Raw genomic sequence first — 17,911 nt, forward strand, 5'->3', positions numbered from 1 at the left:
TCCCTACCGTAGCCATCACCGCTCGACGTGAGGCAAAGGAGAACGCGGATGCGTATCGGGATCTTGGGGACGGGAACGCTGGCCGGGGCGCTGGGCGAAGGGTGGCTGCGCGCCGGGCACGAGGTGGCCGTCGCGGGGCGCTCGCCGGACAAGGCGCGGCTGCTCGCGGAACGGCTGGGCGGCGGGGCACGCGCCGTCGCCCCGCGCGAGGCGGTCGCGGACCGCGACGCGGTGCTGCTCGCGGTGACCTGGCAGGGCGCCGAGGACATGCTGCGCGGCGCGGGGGCGGCTGACGGCGCCCTGGCGGGCACGGCGCTGATCGATCCGACGAACGCCGTCGAGCACGGCGTGGGCGTGCTGACCACCGGACCCGGCGAGGCGATGGCCCAGCGGCTCGCCCGGCAGTCCCCCGGAGCGCACGTCGTCAAGGCCTTCCACCTGTTCCCCGCCGATCAGTGGACGAGCCCTCGCGCCGCAGGCGAACCCCCTGTCACGGTGGCGATGTGCGGGGACGACGCGGAGGCGCTGCGCGTCGTCGGGCAGCTGGTCCGGGATGTCGGCGGGGCCCCGGCCGTGCTCGGGCCGCTGGACCGCGCTCGTCAGCTGGAGGAGGTGGCCGGGTTCGTCATCGGGCTGGCCTTCGGCGGCGCCGACCCCAACTCCGCCATCCCGCGCGTCCCTTCGGTGGCCGCGTGACCCGGTGAGCCACGGCGGTTCACCCGCGCGCCCTGGAGACGTTCCAGGTCACAGGGCGCCCGCGCGCTGGACGTGCCGATGCCGGTCACGGCCCTCACCGCCCGCCGAGCCGGCACGGGCTATCGCTGCCGGACGGCGTAGGTCAGGTGGGTCACCCGGGACGACCCGTCCGTGCGGGTCTGTTCGAGGGCGAGGCGGTCCGGGTCCACGCGGTCGAACAGGCGGATGCCGGTGCCGAACAGCACGGGCGCGAGGGCGATCGTGAACTCGTCGATGAGCCCCGCCTCCAGGTACTGCTGGATCGTCTCGGCGCCGCCGGCGATGCGCACGTCGCGGTCGCCGGCGGCCTGGCGGGCCTGGTCCAGTGCGCTGACGATGCCGTCGGTGACGAAGTGGAAGGTGGTGCCTCCCGGCCGCTCCCACGGGTCACGCTTGGTGTGGGTGACGACGAACACCGGCGTGTGGAACGGCGCCTCCTCCGGCCACGCCAGCTCACCCCCGTCGAACATGCGCCTGCCCATCACGCTCGCGCCGGTGCGCTCGAACGTCGCCCGCAGGGCGTCGTTGTCGGCTCCTTCCTCGCCGCCCTGGCCCAGCTTCAGGTTCTCCCTGAACCACCGCTGCGGGAACACCCACGCCTGCAGCTCCGACCATTTCCGCTGCCACCGCCGGGCCCGCGGGTCGCTGCGGCCCTCGGGCGTGAAGACGAGGTCGAGGGGCACGTCCTCGGGCGCCATGAAGCCGTCGAGCGACATCGTCACACTGAAGAACACCTTGCCGGCCATCAGCTCTCCGCTCCGTTCCTGGTCGTCTTCGACGCGAGTTCGGCGACGTAGGCCGCCAGGTGGCTCAGGGTCTGCTCGCCGCCCTCGATCGCGTGATACTTCTCCACCGCCTCGTCACGGAGCTCCTTGGTGGGGAACACCGTGCGCATCATGATCCGGGTCTCCTCGCCGGCCGGCTCGAAGGTCAGGAGCGACGCGAAGGCGTTGGGGTCGTCGCGGGACTCGCCGTGCTCCAGCGCGATCCGCTCCGGCGGCGCGATCTCGGTCCAGGTGATCCACTCCTGGTAGTCGGTGCCGTCCGGCCCGTGCATCACGAAGTCCCAGACCCCGCCGACGCGGAAGTCGAAGGACCGCGTCGTGGTCGTGAACCCCTCCGGCCCCCACCACCGCGCCAGGTGCCGGACCTCGGTGAACGCCTCGAACACCAGCTCCCGTGGGGCCCTGACGGCCCGGGAGACCATGATCTCGCGGTCGGCCTCGCCGCCGCTATCGGTCGTCATCATCGGTGCTTTCTCCTGCCTTGTCCTGTTTCAGATCTTGTACGTACGCGTCCAGCCGGTCGAAGGTCCCGTTCCAGAACGCCTCGAAGCCGCCCACCCACTCATGGACGGGCCGCAGTCCCCGGGCGTCCAGGCCGTACAGCCGCTGCTTGCCCGCCCCGCGGACCCGCACCAGCCCGACCTCGCGCAGCACCCGCAGGTGCTTGGACGCCTGCGGCTGGCTCATCCCGAGGTCCCGCGCCAGCTCGGTCACGGGCCGCTCGCCGCCCCGCAGCAGCGCCAGGATCTCCCGTCGCTGCGGCTCGGCGATCGCGTTGAACGCGTCGGAGGTCGTCGCCGCTCGTGCCATGGCCACATCATATGCCTATATAGGCATGCATTGCAACGCGACGGGAGACCGACCGCTAGGCTGACGGCCATGACCATGACCCGGTGGCGGCGTAACGTCGCGCTGTTCCTGACCGGGCAGACCGTGTCGTTGTTCGGCTCGATGGTCGCGCAGTACGCGGTGATGTGGTGGGTGACGCTGCAGACCCGCTCGGGGCTGGCGGTGGCGCTCTACGCGGTGGCCGCGTTCCTGCCTCAGGGAGTGGTGTCGATCTTCGGCGGCGTGCTCGCCGACCGGATGAACCGCAGGGTGCTGGTCATGGTCGCCGACGGCGCCATCGCCGCGGCGACGCTGGCGCTCGCGCTGCTGATGGCCAACGGCGTGACCGACCTGTGGATCGTCCTGCTGGCCGTGGTCGTCCGGTCACTGGGAGCCGGGGTCCAGACGCCCGCCGTGCAGGCGATGATCCCGCAGATCGTGCCGGGCGAGCACCTGATGCGCGTCAACGGGATCTTCCAGACCATCCAGTCGGCGATGGCCCTGCTCGCCCCCGCGGCCGCCGGCGCGATCTTCGCGGCCTTCGGCCTCGTCCCCGTCTTCTTCCTGGACGTGGTCACGGCGGTGCTCGGGATCGGGCTGCTCGCCCTGGTCGCCGTCCCGACCCTGGAACGGGCGGGCGAGGCCCGCCTCACCTACCGGCAGGACCTGACGGAGGGGATGCGCTACATCCGCGCCCAGCCGACCGTCCGCTGGCTGCTCGTCGTGTACGCGGTCATCTTCCTGCTCACCGTGGCGCCCTCGTTCATCACGCCGCTGCTGGTGGCGCGCACGTTCGGCGGCGAGGAGTGGATGCTGGCGGCGCTGGAGATCGCCTTCAGCCTGGGCATGCTGCTCGGTGGCGTCCTGATGTCCACGGTGCTGGCCAGGCGCAGCCCGATCAGGCTGATCCTCGTCGCCGTCTACGGCTTCGGGCTGGCGACCGTGGCGCTCGGGCTGAGCGGCAACCTGTGGGTCTTCTACGCCTTCATGTTCGCGTTCGGGCTGCTGGTGCCGCCGTTCTCGACGCCGTTCATGACGCTGATCCAGGAGACCGTCGTGCCCGCCATGCACGGGCGGGTGTTCAGTTACGTCGGCATCGTGATGGCGCTGGCCACGCCGATCGGCATGGCCGTGTTCGGTCCGGTGGCCGACGTGGTCAGCGTGCAGGCTCTGCTCATCGGCTCGGGCCTGGCCGCCATCGCCGTGATCACGGTGGCCACCCGCCTGCCCTCCGGCCGGGCCACCATCGCCGCCGCCCGCGCCCGCCCCGCGCCCGTCTCCTCCAAGGAGACCTCGCCCCAGACCGGCTGATCGAGGGCTGCGCCGCCCGGTTCGATCCCGCGGGCGGCGGCCTCAGGAATAGATTTCAGGAATAGACCTCAGGAATAGAGAGGCTGGGAGAGCGAGGATCCCTGCTGCTGGAGGTAGTCGCGGATCGTCGCGCTCAGGCGCCGTCCGCGCTGCTCCAGCTCGGACGCGGGCACGACGACCCCGGAAAGGCTCACGGCGTAGTAGTCGCCGTTGAACGCGAAAGCCGTGCCGGTGCACACGTAGCCGGGCTGCCACTCCTCCTGCTCGATGCTGAATCCGCGTTCCGCGCACCGGGCGACATCGGCGGCGAGCCACTCCATGTCGGTGATGGTGTCGCGGGTGAAGCGGGCCAGCGGCGGCTTGACCCCGGCCTCGGCGAGACGGTCGGGCCAGAAGAGGGCGAGGATCGCCTTTCCCATCCCGCTGCAGTGCAGCGGCATGCGGGTGCCGAGCAGCGAATAGCGAACGAATCCGTCAGGCGAGTCGATTTTGTCGATGACCGTTATCATCCCGTCGCGAAGCAGCCCGATGTGCGCGGTCACCCTGAATTCCTCGGTGAGGCCGCGCACCAGCGGCCGGATCAGGGAGACGATGTCGATCCGGCCGAGCGCCAGGGTGCCGAGTTCGGCGAGCCGCAGACCGAGGAGATAGTGCTTGCCGTCCGCGGAGCGCCGGACGAAACCGTTACGCTCCATCACCCGCATCGTCCGCAGGCAGGTCGTCGTATTGATGTCGCACTTCTCGCACACTTCGGTCAGCGTGGCCTGCTCGACCGTCGCGAGAAACCCCAGGATTTCGAGGGCCCGTTCCAAGCTGCGTAGCTCGTATGCCATGTGCTCAGCCCCTTATCCACCGGTTGCGGCATCGACGATTATGTCAAAGTCGACCTCTGAGCCGCTGTAATCCTGGACCAGCCGACCCGCGCGCAGGACCACGACCCGGTCCGCTATCTCGCAGGCCAAGCGCAGTTCCTGCTCCACCAGCAGGACCGTCGTCTCGGCCGCGGCCGACATCCGCGCGATGGTGGCGTAGAGCTGGGTCACGATCGACGGCGCGAGCCCCAGCGACGGTTCGTCGATCACCAGCAGCCGCACGGGACGGAGCATGGTGCGGCCCAGCGCCACCATCTGCTGTTCGCCGCCCGACAGGTTGGTGACCGGCTGGTTCCGCCGTTCGGCCAGGACCGGGAACGCGTCGAAGACCTCGTCGAGCCGGCCCAGCGCCGCGGATTCGACGCCGAGGGTGAGGTTGTCGAGCACGCTCAGGCTGGTGATGAGACCACGTCCTTCGTGCACGACGGCGATGCCGCCGTCACGCACCCGGCGGTGGCAGGGCAGCGCGTCGATGCGGCGGCCCTCCCAGCTGATCTCCCCGCGGGACTTCACCAGCCCCAGCACCGATCGCAGCAGCGTGGTCTTGCCGGCGCCGTTGGTGCCCGCGATGGCGAGCTTCTGGCCCGCCGGGACGGTGAGGTCGATGTCGAACAGAACCTGCGTGGAGCCGTACCAGGCCCCGACGTTGTGAAGATCAAGCATCGTTACGTCCGAAGTAGGCGCGGAGAACGGCGGGATCGGCGAGGACCTCGGTCGGCGTGCCGCGGGCGAGGACTTCGCCGTTGCTGAGGACGACGGCCTCTTCGCACGCCCTCCTGACCAGGTCGACGTCGTGCTCGACGAGCATGACGGTGGCTCCGGTGGTGCGTTGCGCCTGTTTGATCGCATCGAGCAGCAACCGGCGGCTGGTGACGTCCAGCCCGGCGGCGGGCTCGTCGAGCAGGAGCAGGTCGGGTTCGGCGGCGAAGGCGCGGCCCACGTCGACCAGCCGCCGCGCCCCGAAGGGCAGGTCCTGGACGTCCCGGTGCAGGAGGTCGGACAGCCCGAGGACCGCTGCCACCTCCTGGGCCGCTTCCAGGTCGCGGCGTGCCTGGCGGCGGCCGGTGCGGCTGCCGCCGATCTGGCGCAGCAGCCCGACGGTGCGAAAGCGTTCCCGGCCGAGCAGGAGGTTGTCGAGCACGGTCAGGTCTTCGAGCAGGCGCACCTGCTGGAAGCTGCGCAGGATGCCCGACCGTACCCGGGCCACGGTGCTCGTGCCGGTCAGTTCCCGGCCGCGGAAGCGCACCGAGCCGTGCTGGGGTGTGATCACCGCGGAGATGACGTTCATGATCGTCGTCTTGCCGGCTCCGTTGGGCCCGATCAGGCCGAACAAGGAGCCTTCGGGCACGTCGAACGACACCCCGCCCAGTGCCCGCACGCCGTTCACGGTGACCCGCACGTCACGTACTTCCAGCACGGCCGGGGGCGGGCCGGCCTGGTCGGTGGCCATCACGACGAGCTCCGTTCAGCGGCCGGGGTCAGGGGAGGTGGAGGTGCGGCGCCGCGGCGTGCCACCCGATCGCGGATACCGTCCAGCACGCTGGCGATGCCGCCGGGCAGCACGACCAGCAGCAGCATGAGCACCGCCCCGTTGACGATCGGGTAGGCGTTGGGGATGCCCAGGCGGGCGAACAGCTCGGGCATGAGCACGACGTACGCGGCTCCCAGCCACGCGCCGTGCGCCCGCCCCGTACCGCCCAGGATGAGCGCGACGAGCAGGTTGAGGGAGGAGAACACCGTGAAGCCGGCGGGGGTGACGCTCCCGGCCACGTGCGCGAGCACGACGCCGGCGAGCCCGCCCAGCATCCCGCTGAGCATGAAGGCGATCAGCTTGGTGCGGACGGTCGACACGCCGGCCGACTCCGCGAGCAGGTTGGAGTTCTTCACCGCCGCCATCGCGCGGCCGATGGGATTGCGTTGCAGGCGGATCACGAGCCAGGTCGCCAGCAGCGCGATCACGGCCGCGAGCCCGTAGCCGACCAACGGATCGGCGGTGGTGATCGCCCCGAACCCGCCGGGGTTCACCAGGAGCCCCTGGGTCCCGCCGGTGACCGAGGCGAAGGTGGTCAGGCCCCACTGGAAGAGCTCGACGAACGCGAAGGTCAGGATCGCCAGCCTCAGCCCGGACACCCGCAGCGCCGGGAGCCCCACCAGGATGGCGGCGAGGCCGGCGACCACGGCGGCGGCGATCAGTTCGACGCCGATCGACACCGAGGTCGTGCGCGACATCCAGGCCGCGGTGTACGCGCCGATGCCGATGAAGACCGCCTGGGCGACCGACAGCACGCCCGCTCGCCCGAACACGATGTCCAGCCCGATGATCGCGGTCACGTAGACCAGGATCATCGTCGCTTGGTACAGGCTGAACGAGTCGAGCAGCAGCGGGAGCACCGCCAGCACCGCGAGCAGGAGGACCGGGCGCAGCGTGCGGGCAGGTGATCGTCGGTCAGGCACGGGCTTCCCGCCCTTCGGAGAGGTAGCTCCGCGGCGCGAAGGCGAGCACCACGATGATCAGTGTGAACACGGCGGGGGTCACGGCCTGGGCCCCGAGCAGATAGACGACGAACGCCTCGTAGACGCCGAGCCCGAAGGCGAACGCCAGCGGGAGACCGAACCGGTTGAGCCCGCCGAGGATCCCCGCGATGAACGCCTTCATCGCGAAGGGCGTCATGTAGTACGCGTCCACGCTGGTCCGGCTGGCGACCAGGATCCCGGCGACCGAGGCGAGGATCGCGGCGAGCGCCCAGGTGGCCACCCGCACGCGGGCGGACGGGATGCCCAGTGACTCCGCGACGGCCCGGTTCTCGGCGACGGCGTTCAGCATCGCGCCGACCCGGGTGCGCCGGCGCACGAGCGACAGGCCCAGCACCGACAGCAGCGCCACGACGATCGTCACCAGGTCGCTCAGGTTCACGGCCAGCCCGCCGAGGTCGAAGACCGTCCGGCTGCCGAGGGTGAGGTAGGACTGGGTACGTCCGCCGAGCACGTTCTCAGCGACGGCCGTGGCCAGCAGGAGCAGGCCGAGCGTCGCCACCAGGTCGGAGCCGACCTGCCGGTCCGACGCCCGTTGCAGGACGAGCGCGTCGAACAGGACGGCGACGACCACCGCCGTCAGGACCGCCAGCACGATGGCGACCAGGGGGTTCACGCCGAGCTGCTGGTAGAGGTACCAGCTGAAGAAGGCCGCGATCATGCCGAACTGGCCGTGCCCGAAGTTGACGGCCTTGCTGACCTGGTAGATCAGCAGGATGCCGGCGAGGAGGAGGGCGTAGACCCCTCCGGTGGCGGCTCCGCCGATCAGCAACGACAGTTCGGACATCAGCGGCCGGCCGTCCGGGAAGCCGGCCTGACCGGGCGGGTGGCCCGGTCAGCCCGATCAGGTGTGCGCATGTCAGCGGCCGATCGCCGTGAACGGCTGCTCGGTCACGGTGCCGTTGTCCTTGATCGCCTCGATCCCGGCGGCGCGGACGCCCTGCCGTTCCTGGGGGCCGAAGGTGATCGGCGGGATGACGCCGGTCTCGAAGTCCTTCATCTGCTGCAACGACGCCTCGAAGCACGACCGGGTGAGGGCTTCGGCCTGCTTGAGTGCTTCGGCCGTCACCAGCGCCTGGACGTAACCGACGGTGTTCCAGCTCGTGGGCGCCTTGCCGCCGTGGGCGGACGTCCAGTCGCTGACGAACTGCTTCACCTTCGCGTCATCGGACTTCTCCAGGTTCGCCAGCTTGCTGGGGGCCAGGAGTCCCTGCGCGACCGACCCGAACGCCTCGATCCAGCCGGAGTCGAGCATGTCCGACTGCGCACCGACGCCGGGCTTGTAGCCGATCTTCTGCATGGCCGTGATCGCGTTGCCGACGTCGGGCGGGGTCGCGAGGAACAGGACGTAGTCGGCGCCGGCCTGCTTGAGCTGCTCGGCGATCGGACGGTAGTCGGTGGTGTTCGGCTCGCTGCGCACCACGGTCTTGAACTCGAGCCCTTCGGCGTCGAGCACCTTCTTGGCGCCCGCCAGGGCGTCGTCACCGACGTCCCCGTTCATCGCCAGGATGGAGAAGCTCTTCACGTTCCGCTTCTCGACCAGGAACCGGGTCAACGCCTCGAACTCGTCGGAGAAGTTCGTCCACAGCATGTAGACGTAGGGGTTCTGCATGGTGCCGATCTGGTTCGACGGCGCGTACGGAGCGACGGCGGGGATCTTGGCCTGGTTGATGTAGGGCAGCCCGCCGACGAAGTTCTGGGTGCCGACGCCGCCCGAGATGGCGAACACCTTCTCCTGGTCGACCAGCCGCCGCACGTTCTGCAGGGCCACGTTGGGCTGGTACTGGTCGTCCAGGACGGTCAGCTTGATCTTCCGGCCCTGGATCCCGCCCTCGGCGTTGATCTTGTCGAAGTACCACTGCTGGCCTTCCAGCGCCGGCTTCGCGGCGGAGGCGCTCGGCCCGCTCAGACCGGACGTGACGCCGAGGTTGATCTCGGACTCGGTCACCCCCGGGCTCTTCTCGGCGGTGTCGCAGGTGCTCGGTGCGGCGCTGGCGGCCTCGCCGCCGGCGTTGTCACGTTCCACGCCACAACCGGTCACCATCAGCAACAGCGACGTCGCGGTGACCGTCAACCCGGTCAGGCGTCGGTCTCGTCGGGGCACGATTCCTCCTCGAATCTGGTTGTACTCGGCCGGGTCGGCGCGGCCTGTGGCCTGCGACGGGGGGTCACAGGGTGATCTCGCTCCCGTGGACGGGGGCGGGCTGGGGGAGCCATCCGAAACGCCGCTCGTAGGTCTCGGCGATCGCGATCAGTCGGTGGTCGCTGAAGTGCGGGCCGACCAGCATGGCGCCGACGGGCAGTCCGTCGGCCTCGGCGGCGGGGATCGACAACGCCGGATGGCCGGTGGCGTTGTGCAGCGGGGTGTTGTCCAGCATCGTCCATCCGCGCAGCGCCTTGGCGAAGTCGTCGGCGGTGGGATCGACGCGGTGCGCGTAGTGGCTCGCGGTCGGCATGGCGATCACGTCGACCTGGGCCAGGGCCTGGTCGTAGGCGGTCCGCAGGGCGGGGATGCTGCTCTGCGCGGTCGCGTAGATCGCCCCGAAGTAGCGATCGCGCAGATACTCGCCTATCGCCGCGACCGCCTTGAAGGACCCGGGCATCTCGTCGCCGTAGGCCGCCACGCCCTTGCCGAACGCCTCCCGCTGTTCGGGCGCGTAGCGGCCGGAGAAGTGGTAGCCCTCCCCGTTGCCGTAGACGGTGGCTGCGACGCCCTCCAGCAAGGCGGCGAACATGATCGACCCGGCCACCTCGTGCTCGGGAACGGAGATCTCGACGAGTTCGGCCCCGAGTTCGGCGAACCGCTCCCACACCCGCTCCACCGCCGCGAGGGTCTCGGTCCTGCCTTCATGGCCGTCGTCGGGGAACCGCGTCCCCTCGGCCAGGATGCCGATCCGCAGGCCGCGAAGGTCGTCTCCGGCCGTCCTGACCGCCTCGACGAACGGCAGCTCCGGCACGGGCGCGGCCTGCCGCGGGTCGGACGGATGCCCGCCCGACACCGCGGCCATGGCGATCGCCATGTCCGACGCCGTCCGGGTGAGCGGGCCGACGTGATCGAACGTACGGTCCAGGGAAGCGAGCCCGGTGTAGGGCACCAGCGAGAAGGTCGGCTTGAGGCCCAGCACGCCGCACCAGGACGCCGGGAGACGGATCGAACCGCCCTGGTCGGTGCCGAACGCGATGTCGACGTGGGGATGGAAGAGCACCGAAGCCGATCCTCCCGACGATCCGGAGGCGGTACGGCCCAGGTCGAAGGGGTTGCGGATCGGGCCGAAAGAACTGGTCTCACCGCCGCCGGAGAACGCCAGCGCCTCCAGGTTGGTCATCGCCACGATGCGTCCTCCGGCCCGCAGCACGCGCTCGGTGAGGACGGCGTCCGACTGCGGCGTGCTGTTCTGCATCACGCGTGAGCCCACGGTCATGGGCACGCCGGCGACGGCGATGAGGTCCTTGAGCGCGACGCGTTTCCCGGCGAGCAGGTCGCTGGTGCGCTCGGCCTCGTCGGCACACACGTCGACCCAGCGCAGCACCGCGTTGCACGGGTCTTCCCCGGGGAGAGGGGGGCGGCCCGCGTTCCGCGGTCCGGCGACCACGCTGGGCCGCGGCACCAGGGGGCCGACCAGTTGCTGGAACCGTTCCACGCGCGAGAGGACGTCGCGGGCCAGCGCGTGGAACCCGTCCAGTTCTTCCTCGCCCACGGTGAAACCGACACGTTCGGCATACCGGTTGATCTCTTCGCGCCGAATGTCTCGAATCATCGCCTCGGCCTTCACATTGTGAAACTCGCATTCGATTGATGGCATTGAAGGGGTGACGGTTGCCGACTGTCAAGAGGGGGAACGCGAGAACCTTTTCTTGCAGGTCTCGACGCTGCTCTGCGAAGGAGGCGGTCAAGAAGGCATCTTTCCGGCAGCGGATGATTGCTCTCCGCTACACCCTTGACGTGATCTGAGCCGCGCCTCCATCCTTTACTCACTCATTTTGAATCGACATTTCACATAGCGAAAGTAGGGCGAGATGAGCGTCGATACCCCGGCCGACGAAGGAGGCCGGCCGAGCAACGGCAGCCTTGAGGGGTTGCGGGTCGTGGAGGTCGCCACCATGCTGGCGGCGCCGTTCTCCGGGATGCTGCTCGCTGATCACGGCGCCGACGTGGTGAAGGTGGAGATGCCCGAGGTCGGCGACGGCATCCGGCAGTGGGGGCACAGGAAGGACGACATCGCCCTGTACTGGAAGGTCCTGGCGCGCAACAAGCGCACGGTGACCCTCGACCTGCACGAGGAGGCCGGCCGCGACCGGCTCAGGCGCCTGCTCGCCGACGCCGACGTCCTCATCGAGAACTTCCGGCCCGGCACGCTCGAACGCTGGGGGTTGTCACCCGACGGGCTGCGGGCCGCGAACGAACGACTGGTGGTGCTGCGGGTCTCTGGATGGGGCCAGGAAGGGCCCTACGCCGAGCGTCCCGGGTTCGGCACGCTCGTCGAGGCGTTCAGCGGATTCGCGCACATCAACGGCTGGCCGGACCGGCCTCCCACCCTGCCGCCGTTCGGCCTGGCCGACTCCATGGCCGGCATGATCGGCGCGTTCGGCATCCTGTGCGCCCTGCGGGAACGGGACCGGAGCGGCCGCGGCCAGGTGATCGACCTGGCCCTCTACGAGCCGATGCTCGCCGCTCTCGGCTCGCTGGTCATCGACTACGACCAGCAGGGCATCGTGCAGGACCGGATGGGCAACCGCACGCCCTTCAGCGCCCCGCGCAACGCCTACCAGGGCAAGGACGGTGGCTGGTTCGCGATCTCGGCGAGCAACCAGAACACCGCCACCCGGCTGCTCACCACGATCGGCCGCCCCGAACTGCTCGACGATCCCCGCTTCGCCACCAACACGGTGCGGACGGCGCACCAGGACGAGCTCGACGAGGTGATCTCGGCGTGGGCCGCGCTCCGTACCCGCGACGAGGCCATCGAGGAGCTCAACGCGGGCGGCGTGCCGGTCGCCCCGGTCAACTCGGTCGCGGACATCGTCGGCAACGAGCACGTCGTGGCGCGGGGTTCGCTGATCCGGGTCCCCGACGACGAGCTCGGCGAGGTGCTCGTGCAGGCGCCCGTGCCCCGGCTCTGCGACACGCCCGGCCGGGTGCGGTTCCTCGGCCGTCCGCTCGGCTCCGACGACGACCAGTGGACCGGCGGCCTGTGGAGATGACTCGCCGGATCTTCGTCACCCGCCCCGTCCCCGACCACATCGCCTGCTCCCTGCGCGCCCGGGGCGCGAGCGTGGAAGGCTACGACGGAGCCCTGCCCATGCCACGCGCGGACCTGGAGCGAGCGGTCCGCACCTTCGACGCGGTGATCGTCACCATCTCCGAGCGGGTCGACGCCGACCTCATCTCCCAGGCGCCGGCGGACGGGCCGCTGCGCGTGCTCGGCACCCTGTCGACCGGCACCGACCACATCGACCTCGGCGCCGCGGCCCGTCAGGGCCTCCAGGTACGGCGCGTGCCCCCGGCGATCACCTCGGTCGCGACCGCGGAGCTCACCCTGGCCCTGACGCTGGTCACCGCCCGCCGCCTGATCGAGGCGTGGAACGACCTGCGCGCCGGATCCTGGACCTCGTGGATGCCCTACCAGTGGACGGGCGGCCTGCTGGCCGGCCGGTCGCTCGGCGTCCTCGGGCTCGGCGCCATCGGCGGACTGGTCGCCGGCTACGGCCACGCCCTCGGCATGCGGGTCCGGTTCACCGCCCGCTCCCCGCGCGAGGAGCTGCCGCCCTGGCTGGAGCAGGTCCCCCTCGACTCCTTGCTCGCCGCGTCCGACGTGCTGAGCGTGCACGTCCCGCTGACAGGTGAGACGGCCGGCCTCATCGGCGAACGTGAGCTCGCTTTGCTGCCGCAGGGCGCGCTGCTGATCAACACCTCACGCGGCGGCGTCGTCGACGAGGACGCGCTCCTCGCGGCACTCGACGGCGGACGGCTGGGCGGGGCGGGCCTGGACGTCTTCGGCCGTGAACCCGTCGACCCGCGGCATCCGCTGGTGCGGCACCCGAGGGTCGTCGCCCTCCCGCACATCGGCAGCGCGACGACCTCGACGCGCGACGACATGATGCGCAGCGCGGTCGAAAGCGGCCTGCGGGTGCTCGACGGGCTCTCGCCGGCGGAGGAGACCGTGCCGCCCGGCTTCGATCGAACGGTGGACAGGAGGCCCGCCAGATGACGAACAGCACCGATCCCACGACCGAGCGCCGTGTGCCGGACGAGGGTGTCCCGGACGAGATCGTGGTAGCCGCCGACATCGGCGGCACGTTCACCGACATCGTCGCGGTCCGCGGGCGGCACATGCTCGTCGGCAAGTTCCCCACCGACTACGACGACCTCAGCAGGCCGGTCCGCGACGGAGTGGACCTGGCGCGGCGCGCCCTCGGCGGCCCGGACGCCAGGGTCGGCACGGTCATCCACGCGACCACGGTGGCCACCAACGCGGTGCTGGAACGCCGCGGCGCCAAGGTCGGCATGCTGATCACCAAAGGCTTCGCCGACCTGCTGGAGATCGGCAGGCTCAGGCGCGCCGACCCCTACACCCTCGACCATCGCAAGCCCGCCCTGCTGGTGGACGCAGATCTCGTCGCCGAGATCGACGAGCGGATCGACGCCACGGGCAAGGTGGTGACGCCTCTGGACGAGGCGCAGGTCGAGGAGGCGGCCCGCCGCATGGTGGCCGGGGGCGCCGAAGCGGTGGTGGTCGGCTTCCTGCACTCCTATCTCGACCCCGTCCACGAGCGCCGCGCCGCCGCGGCCGTCGCGAAGGCCGCCCCCGGCCTCCCGGTGGTGACCTCGGCTGAGATCATCCCCGAGGCCCGCGAGTACGAGCGCATCAGCACGGCGGTGATCGCCGCCTACCTCGGGCCGGTCGTGCGGCACTACCTGCGCCGGCTGGCGGACCGCCTGCGCGACGAACCCCCCGTCGACCAGCTGTGGGTCATGAAGTCCAGCGGCGGGCTGGCCACCGCCGACCACGCCATCACCCACCCGGAGGAACTGGTGGAGTCCGGCCCCGCGGCCGGGGTCATCGCCGCGGCGTGGGCGGCGCGCCGCGCCGGCGTGCGGACCGCCGTCGGGTTCGACATGGGCGGGACGACGACGAAGGCCGCCCTGATCATGGACGGCACCCCCCGGGTCAACCATGACTACGAGATCGGCGGGGCGGCGCACTCGGGGGACTTCCTGCGCAAGGGCACCGGGCATCCGCTGCGCTCCCCGGTCATCGACCTCGCCGAGATCGGGACCGGTGGCGGCAGCATCGCCTGGCTCGACGCGACCGGTGCGCTGCGGGTCGGGCCGCGCAGCGCGTCGTCCACGCCGGGGCCCGCCTGTTACGGACGCGGCGGTGGCCTGCCCACCGTCACCGACGCCGACCTCGTGCTCGGCTATCTCGACTCGGCCCCGGCCGAGGAGGCGGGCGGCCTCGGCGTGCTCCGCCGCGATCTCGCGGAGGCGGCGCTGAGCACGCTCGTCTCCGCCGGGGCCGCCGGATCGGTGGTCCACGCCGCCTCAGGCGTGTTCGAGCTGGCGGTCGCGCAGATGGCCGGGGCCGTCCGGCTGGTCTCCCTCGCCAAAGGGGTCGACCCACGCGAGCTGACCCTGATCCCCAGCGGCGGGGCGGGCCCGGTGCACGCCTGGGCGATCGCCCGCGAGCTGGGCACGAGCACGCTGCTGTTCCCCGCCTTCCCCGGGGTCGCCTCGGCCCTCGGGCTGCTCCAGTCCGAGGTGCGCGTCGATCTGGCCGTCGGGGTCCGCGCGCGGCCGGCCAAAGAGGCGGACCGCGCCCTGCTCGCCGCCCACCTGGACCGCCTGACGTCCGAGGCGGCCGCCCAGGCGGGCGAACAGGCGCCGGGACGTGAGCTGAGCTCACTCACGGCGCAGCTGGACATGCGCTACGCCGGGCAGACCTACACGATCCCCGTCGACCTCGACGGCACCCGGCTGCCGGCTACCGACGACCTTCTCGCCCGCTTCGGCGCCGCCCACCGGGCCGCCTACCACCACGAGACCCCGTCCCGGGACGTCGAGGTCACCACCGTCCGCGTCACCGCCACCGCGCCGTCCGGCACCGTCGAGACCACCCCCCGGTGGGCGACCGTTCCGGCCTCCGCGGAACGCACCGTGATCTTCGACGGAGTGCCGCACCAGGCACACGTGGTCCAGCGTGCCGACGTCGACGCGGCCGGGCTGACGGGCCCGGCGCTGGTGGTCCAAGTGGACACCACCATCGTCGTGCCGCCCGGGGCGCGCATCCGGGCCGTCGGCGATGGTTCGCTGCTGGAGATGAGGCTGCCGCCCGCCGACGGCACAGACGAGGAGGAGACCAGATGACCGACCCGGCGAAGTCCGCCGTCACCCTGCAGGTTTTCGGCAACGCACTGCACGGCCTGGCCAACGAACTCCAGGTGTCCATGATCAGAGCCGCCTACTCCCCCATCATCAAGGAGATGTTCGACTGCTCGGCCGGGCTGATCTCCCCCGACGGCGAGTACCTCGCCCTCGCCGACGGGATCCCGCTGCAGCTCGGCGTGCTGTCGACCGTGGCCCGTGAACTGGCGCCCTTCGCCCGGGACCTCGGGCCGGGCGACATCCTCGTCACCAACGACCCGGCCATCGGCTCGCCCCATCTCAACGACTACCTCACCGTGGCCCCCGTCCTCGTGGACGGGTACCTCGCCGGCTATGTCTCCACCCTCATGCACCACGCCGACGTCGGGGGCAAGACGCCCGGCAGCATGCCCGCCGACGCCACCGAGCTGTTCGCCGAGGGCATGCGCTGTCCTCCCGTACGACTCGTACGGGCGGGCCAGGTCAACGAGGAGCTCATGAGCGTCCTGCTGGCCAACAGCAGGCTCCCCGGCAGCATGCGCGGTGACCTCGACGCGCAGATCGCGGGCACCCTCGTCGGCGTCGAGCGGATGACGCAGCTCGTCCGCCGCTACGGCACCACGGTCTTCGACCGGCTGCGGCGGGAGTACCTCGACTACTGCGAGGCCCTGGTGCGCGCCGAGCTGAAGGAGTTCCGCCCCGGCGCCTACGCCGCCGCGCGCACCCTGGAGCTGCACCACGACCCGGGCAGGGCGCCCGAGCTCGTACGCGTGCACGCCGAGGTCGGCGTCGGCGACGACGGCACACTCGCGATCGACCTGTCCGGCTCCGACCCGCAGATCGCCCTGCCGTTCAACGTCGTGCTGTCCAACAGCCGGTCGGCCGCGCTGGTCGCGCTGCGCTGCTTCCTGTCCGACGAGCTGCCCATGAACGCCGGGATAGAACGGTGCGTGCGCGTCACCTGCCTGCCGGGACGGGTCACCAACCCCGAACTGCCGGCGCCGGTCGGCGCACGCGCGGCGCTGGCCGCCCTGGTGAACGAGGCCATGGTCGACGCGATGGGACAGGCCCACAGCGGCGTCAGGGCGGCCGGCAGCAGCGGCGGCACCACGATGCCGTACGTATGGGCCCACACGGACGGCATCCTCATCGACAACTCGACGACCGGCGGGATGGGCGCGACCTCCCGGCGGGCCGGCGCGAGTGTGGTGGACAACTGTGTGACCAACGCGATGAGCTACCCCAACGAGGTGCTCGAACAGGACCATCCCGTCCTGATCGAGGAAGTCCGCCTGCGCCGCGGTTCCGGAGGCGCGGGCCGCCACGGCGGCGGCGACGGGCTCGTCCGCCGGGTGCGCTTCCTCGCCGACGGCGTCCTGTCGCTGCGGGGCTACCGGACCCTCAGCGGTCCGCCCGGCGCCGACGGCGGGGCCGACGGCGCGGTGTCCCGGTGGACCCTCATCCGCGACGGCCAGGAGCGGCCGCTCGCCCCCCAGCAGACGGGGATCACGACCCTGCCCGGCGACGTGCTGCTGATAGAGACGCCCGGCGGCGGAGGCTTCGGCTCGCGGGAGGAGACCACTGATGAAGCCTGACCACGATCGGCTGTGCCGGGCGCAGTCGCTGCTCTTCGTGCCCGGCGACCGTCCGGACCGGTACGACAAGGCTCTGGCCGCCGGAGCCGACGCCGTCATCGTCGATCTCGAGGACGCGGTGCGGCCCGCCGACCGGCCGCGGGCCCGCGGCCATCTCGCCGACCTGCTCCAGCGGCATCAGGCCGCGCAGGTCCCCATCCTGGTCCGGGTGAACGACGTGCATACCGGCGAACTGGCCGCCGACCTTGAGAGCGTCGTCCGGGCCGGGCTCGGCGGCCTCGTCGTGCCCAAGCTCGACCCGGACTCGGCGACGGACACCGACCGGCTGATCAGCGAGGCCGAACAGGCGCGAGGGCTGGCGCCGGACTCGGTCCCCGTGCTCGGCATCGTCGAGACGGCCGCGGGGCTGCTGCGGCTCGCCACCCTGCCGCGGCTGCCCGCGCGGGTCGTACGGCTCGCCTTCGGGGCGGGCGACTTCTCCGCCGACACCGGCGCGGCCTGGCTGCCCGGCTCCCCATCGCTGCTCGCGGCCAAGTCGATGATCGTATGGATCTCCACGGCCCTTGGCCTGGCCGCGCCCGTCGACACCGCGTTCCCCTGGGTGAGCGACCTCGACGGGCTGCGTACCGAGTCCGATCAGGCCGCGGGCGTCGGCTACCTGGGAAAGTTCTGCATCCACCCCGCGCAGATCGAGGCCGTGCACGCCGCACTGCGGCCGTCGCACGAACAGGTGCGGAAGGCCGAGGCGGTCATCGAGGCGCTGTCGGCGTCCGGCGCCGCCGGGGCGCAGCTGCTCGACGGCCAGCTCATCGACGAAGCCGTGGTCAAGTGGGCACGAGGTGTGCTCGCGATCGGCGGCGGGCCGCACCGGGCTTGACAGAAACCACCACT

17 protein-coding genes are annotated in these 17,911 nt (G+C 71.2%); 7 read left to right on the top strand and 10 right to left on the bottom strand.

The window, feature by feature from the left end:
- Positions 1 to 48: 48 nt before the first annotated feature.
- Entirely contained in the window at positions 49 to 696 is a 648-nt protein-coding gene (locus OUY22_RS11285) for an NADPH-dependent F420 reductase (protein ID WP_408638141.1), read from the top strand.
- A 119-nt stretch (positions 697 to 815) separates the two neighbouring features.
- Here OUY22_RS11285 and OUY22_RS11290 read toward each other — a convergent pair whose 3' ends face one another.
- From OUY22_RS11290 to OUY22_RS11300, 3 genes are read right to left on the bottom strand one after another with little or no spacing between them, the layout of a single operon-like run.
- Positions 816 to 1,481 carry a dihydrofolate reductase family protein gene (locus OUY22_RS11290; protein WP_270154814.1) on the bottom strand — a complete coding sequence of 222 codons (666 nt, stop codon included), beginning with the start codon at positions 1,479 to 1,481 and terminating at the stop codon, positions 816 to 818.
- Complete coding sequence (locus OUY22_RS11295) at positions 1,481 to 1,984, bottom strand: SRPBCC family protein (protein WP_270154815.1); 504 nt, start codon at positions 1,982 to 1,984, stop codon at positions 1,481 to 1,483. Before OUY22_RS11295 ends, OUY22_RS11290 begins: the two co-directional genes overlap by 1 nt.
- A complete protein-coding gene (locus OUY22_RS11300; protein ID WP_270154816.1) occupies positions 1,968 to 2,330 on the bottom strand; it encodes an ArsR/SmtB family transcription factor in 363 nt (120 codons plus the stop codon). The genes OUY22_RS11295 and OUY22_RS11300 overlap by 17 nt, the downstream gene beginning before the upstream one ends.
- Positions 2,331 to 2,399: 69 nt before the next feature.
- On the opposite strand from OUY22_RS11300, the gene OUY22_RS11305 reads away from it, so the two are divergent.
- On the top strand, positions 2,400 to 3,659 hold the full coding sequence (locus OUY22_RS11305) for an MFS transporter (RefSeq protein ID WP_270154817.1): 1,260 nt from the start codon (positions 2,400 to 2,402) through the stop codon (positions 3,657 to 3,659).
- A gap of 68 nt (positions 3,660 to 3,727) precedes the next feature.
- On the opposite strand, the gene OUY22_RS11310 is transcribed toward OUY22_RS11305, so the two are convergent.
- The 7 genes from OUY22_RS11310 to OUY22_RS11340 form a co-directional block, all read right to left on the bottom strand.
- Positions 3,728 to 4,492, bottom strand: a complete 765-nt coding sequence (locus OUY22_RS11310) for an IclR family transcriptional regulator (protein WP_270154818.1) — start codon at positions 4,490 to 4,492, stop codon at positions 3,728 to 3,730.
- Positions 4,493 to 4,504: 12 nt separating this feature from the next.
- Entirely contained in the window at positions 4,505 to 5,194 is a 690-nt protein-coding gene (locus OUY22_RS11315; RefSeq protein WP_270154819.1) for an ABC transporter ATP-binding protein, read from the bottom strand.
- Entirely contained in the window at positions 5,187 to 5,981 is a 795-nt protein-coding gene (locus OUY22_RS11320) for an ABC transporter ATP-binding protein (RefSeq protein ID WP_270154848.1), read from the bottom strand. The genes OUY22_RS11315 and OUY22_RS11320 overlap by 8 nt, the downstream gene beginning before the upstream one ends.
- Entirely contained in the window at positions 5,981 to 6,985 is a 1,005-nt protein-coding gene (locus OUY22_RS11325) for a branched-chain amino acid ABC transporter permease (protein ID WP_270154820.1), read from the bottom strand. Before OUY22_RS11325 ends, OUY22_RS11320 begins: the two co-directional genes overlap by 1 nt.
- Positions 6,978 to 7,850 (bottom strand): branched-chain amino acid ABC transporter permease, encoded by an 873-nt coding sequence (locus OUY22_RS11330; protein ID WP_270154821.1) that lies wholly within the window; start codon positions 7,848 to 7,850, stop codon positions 6,978 to 6,980. The genes OUY22_RS11325 and OUY22_RS11330 overlap by 8 nt, the downstream gene beginning before the upstream one ends.
- 72 nt (positions 7,851 to 7,922) lie before the next feature.
- Positions 7,923 to 9,167, bottom strand: coding sequence for an ABC transporter substrate-binding protein (locus tag OUY22_RS11335; protein ID WP_270154822.1), 1,245 nt, complete (start codon positions 9,165 to 9,167; stop codon positions 7,923 to 7,925).
- Positions 9,168 to 9,231: 64 nt separating this feature from the next.
- Positions 9,232 to 10,821 (bottom strand): amidase family protein, encoded by a 1,590-nt coding sequence (locus tag OUY22_RS11340; RefSeq protein WP_270154823.1) that lies wholly within the window; start codon positions 10,819 to 10,821, stop codon positions 9,232 to 9,234.
- 259 nt (positions 10,822 to 11,080) lie between these two features.
- On the opposite strand from OUY22_RS11340, the gene OUY22_RS11345 reads away from it, so the two are divergent.
- From OUY22_RS11345 to OUY22_RS11365, 5 genes are read left to right on the top strand one after another with little or no spacing between them, the layout of a single operon-like run.
- Positions 11,081 to 12,265 (top strand): CaiB/BaiF CoA transferase family protein, encoded by a 1,185-nt coding sequence (locus OUY22_RS11345; RefSeq protein ID WP_270154824.1) that lies wholly within the window; start codon positions 11,081 to 11,083, stop codon positions 12,263 to 12,265.
- A complete protein-coding gene (locus OUY22_RS11350) occupies positions 12,262 to 13,272 on the top strand; it encodes a 2-hydroxyacid dehydrogenase (protein ID WP_270154825.1) in 1,011 nt (336 codons plus the stop codon). The genes OUY22_RS11345 and OUY22_RS11350 overlap by 4 nt, the downstream gene beginning before the upstream one ends.
- Complete coding sequence (locus OUY22_RS11355; RefSeq protein ID WP_270154826.1) at positions 13,269 to 15,428, top strand: hydantoinase/oxoprolinase family protein; 2,160 nt, start codon at positions 13,269 to 13,271, stop codon at positions 15,426 to 15,428. The genes OUY22_RS11350 and OUY22_RS11355 overlap by 4 nt, the downstream gene beginning before the upstream one ends.
- A complete protein-coding gene (locus tag OUY22_RS11360) occupies positions 15,425 to 17,020 on the top strand; it encodes a hydantoinase B/oxoprolinase family protein (protein WP_270154827.1) in 1,596 nt (531 codons plus the stop codon). Before OUY22_RS11355 ends, OUY22_RS11360 begins: the two co-directional genes overlap by 4 nt.
- Positions 17,010 to 17,897 (top strand): HpcH/HpaI aldolase/citrate lyase family protein, encoded by an 888-nt coding sequence (locus OUY22_RS11365; protein ID WP_270154828.1) that lies wholly within the window; start codon positions 17,010 to 17,012, stop codon positions 17,895 to 17,897. The genes OUY22_RS11360 and OUY22_RS11365 overlap by 11 nt, the downstream gene beginning before the upstream one ends.
- Positions 17,898 to 17,911 lie beyond the last annotated feature (14 nt).

Origin of the sequence: Nonomuraea corallina (assembly GCF_027620315.1) — a bacterium.
GTDB classification, from domain to species: Bacteria; Actinomycetota; Actinomycetes; order Streptosporangiales; family Streptosporangiaceae; genus Nonomuraea; species Nonomuraea corallina.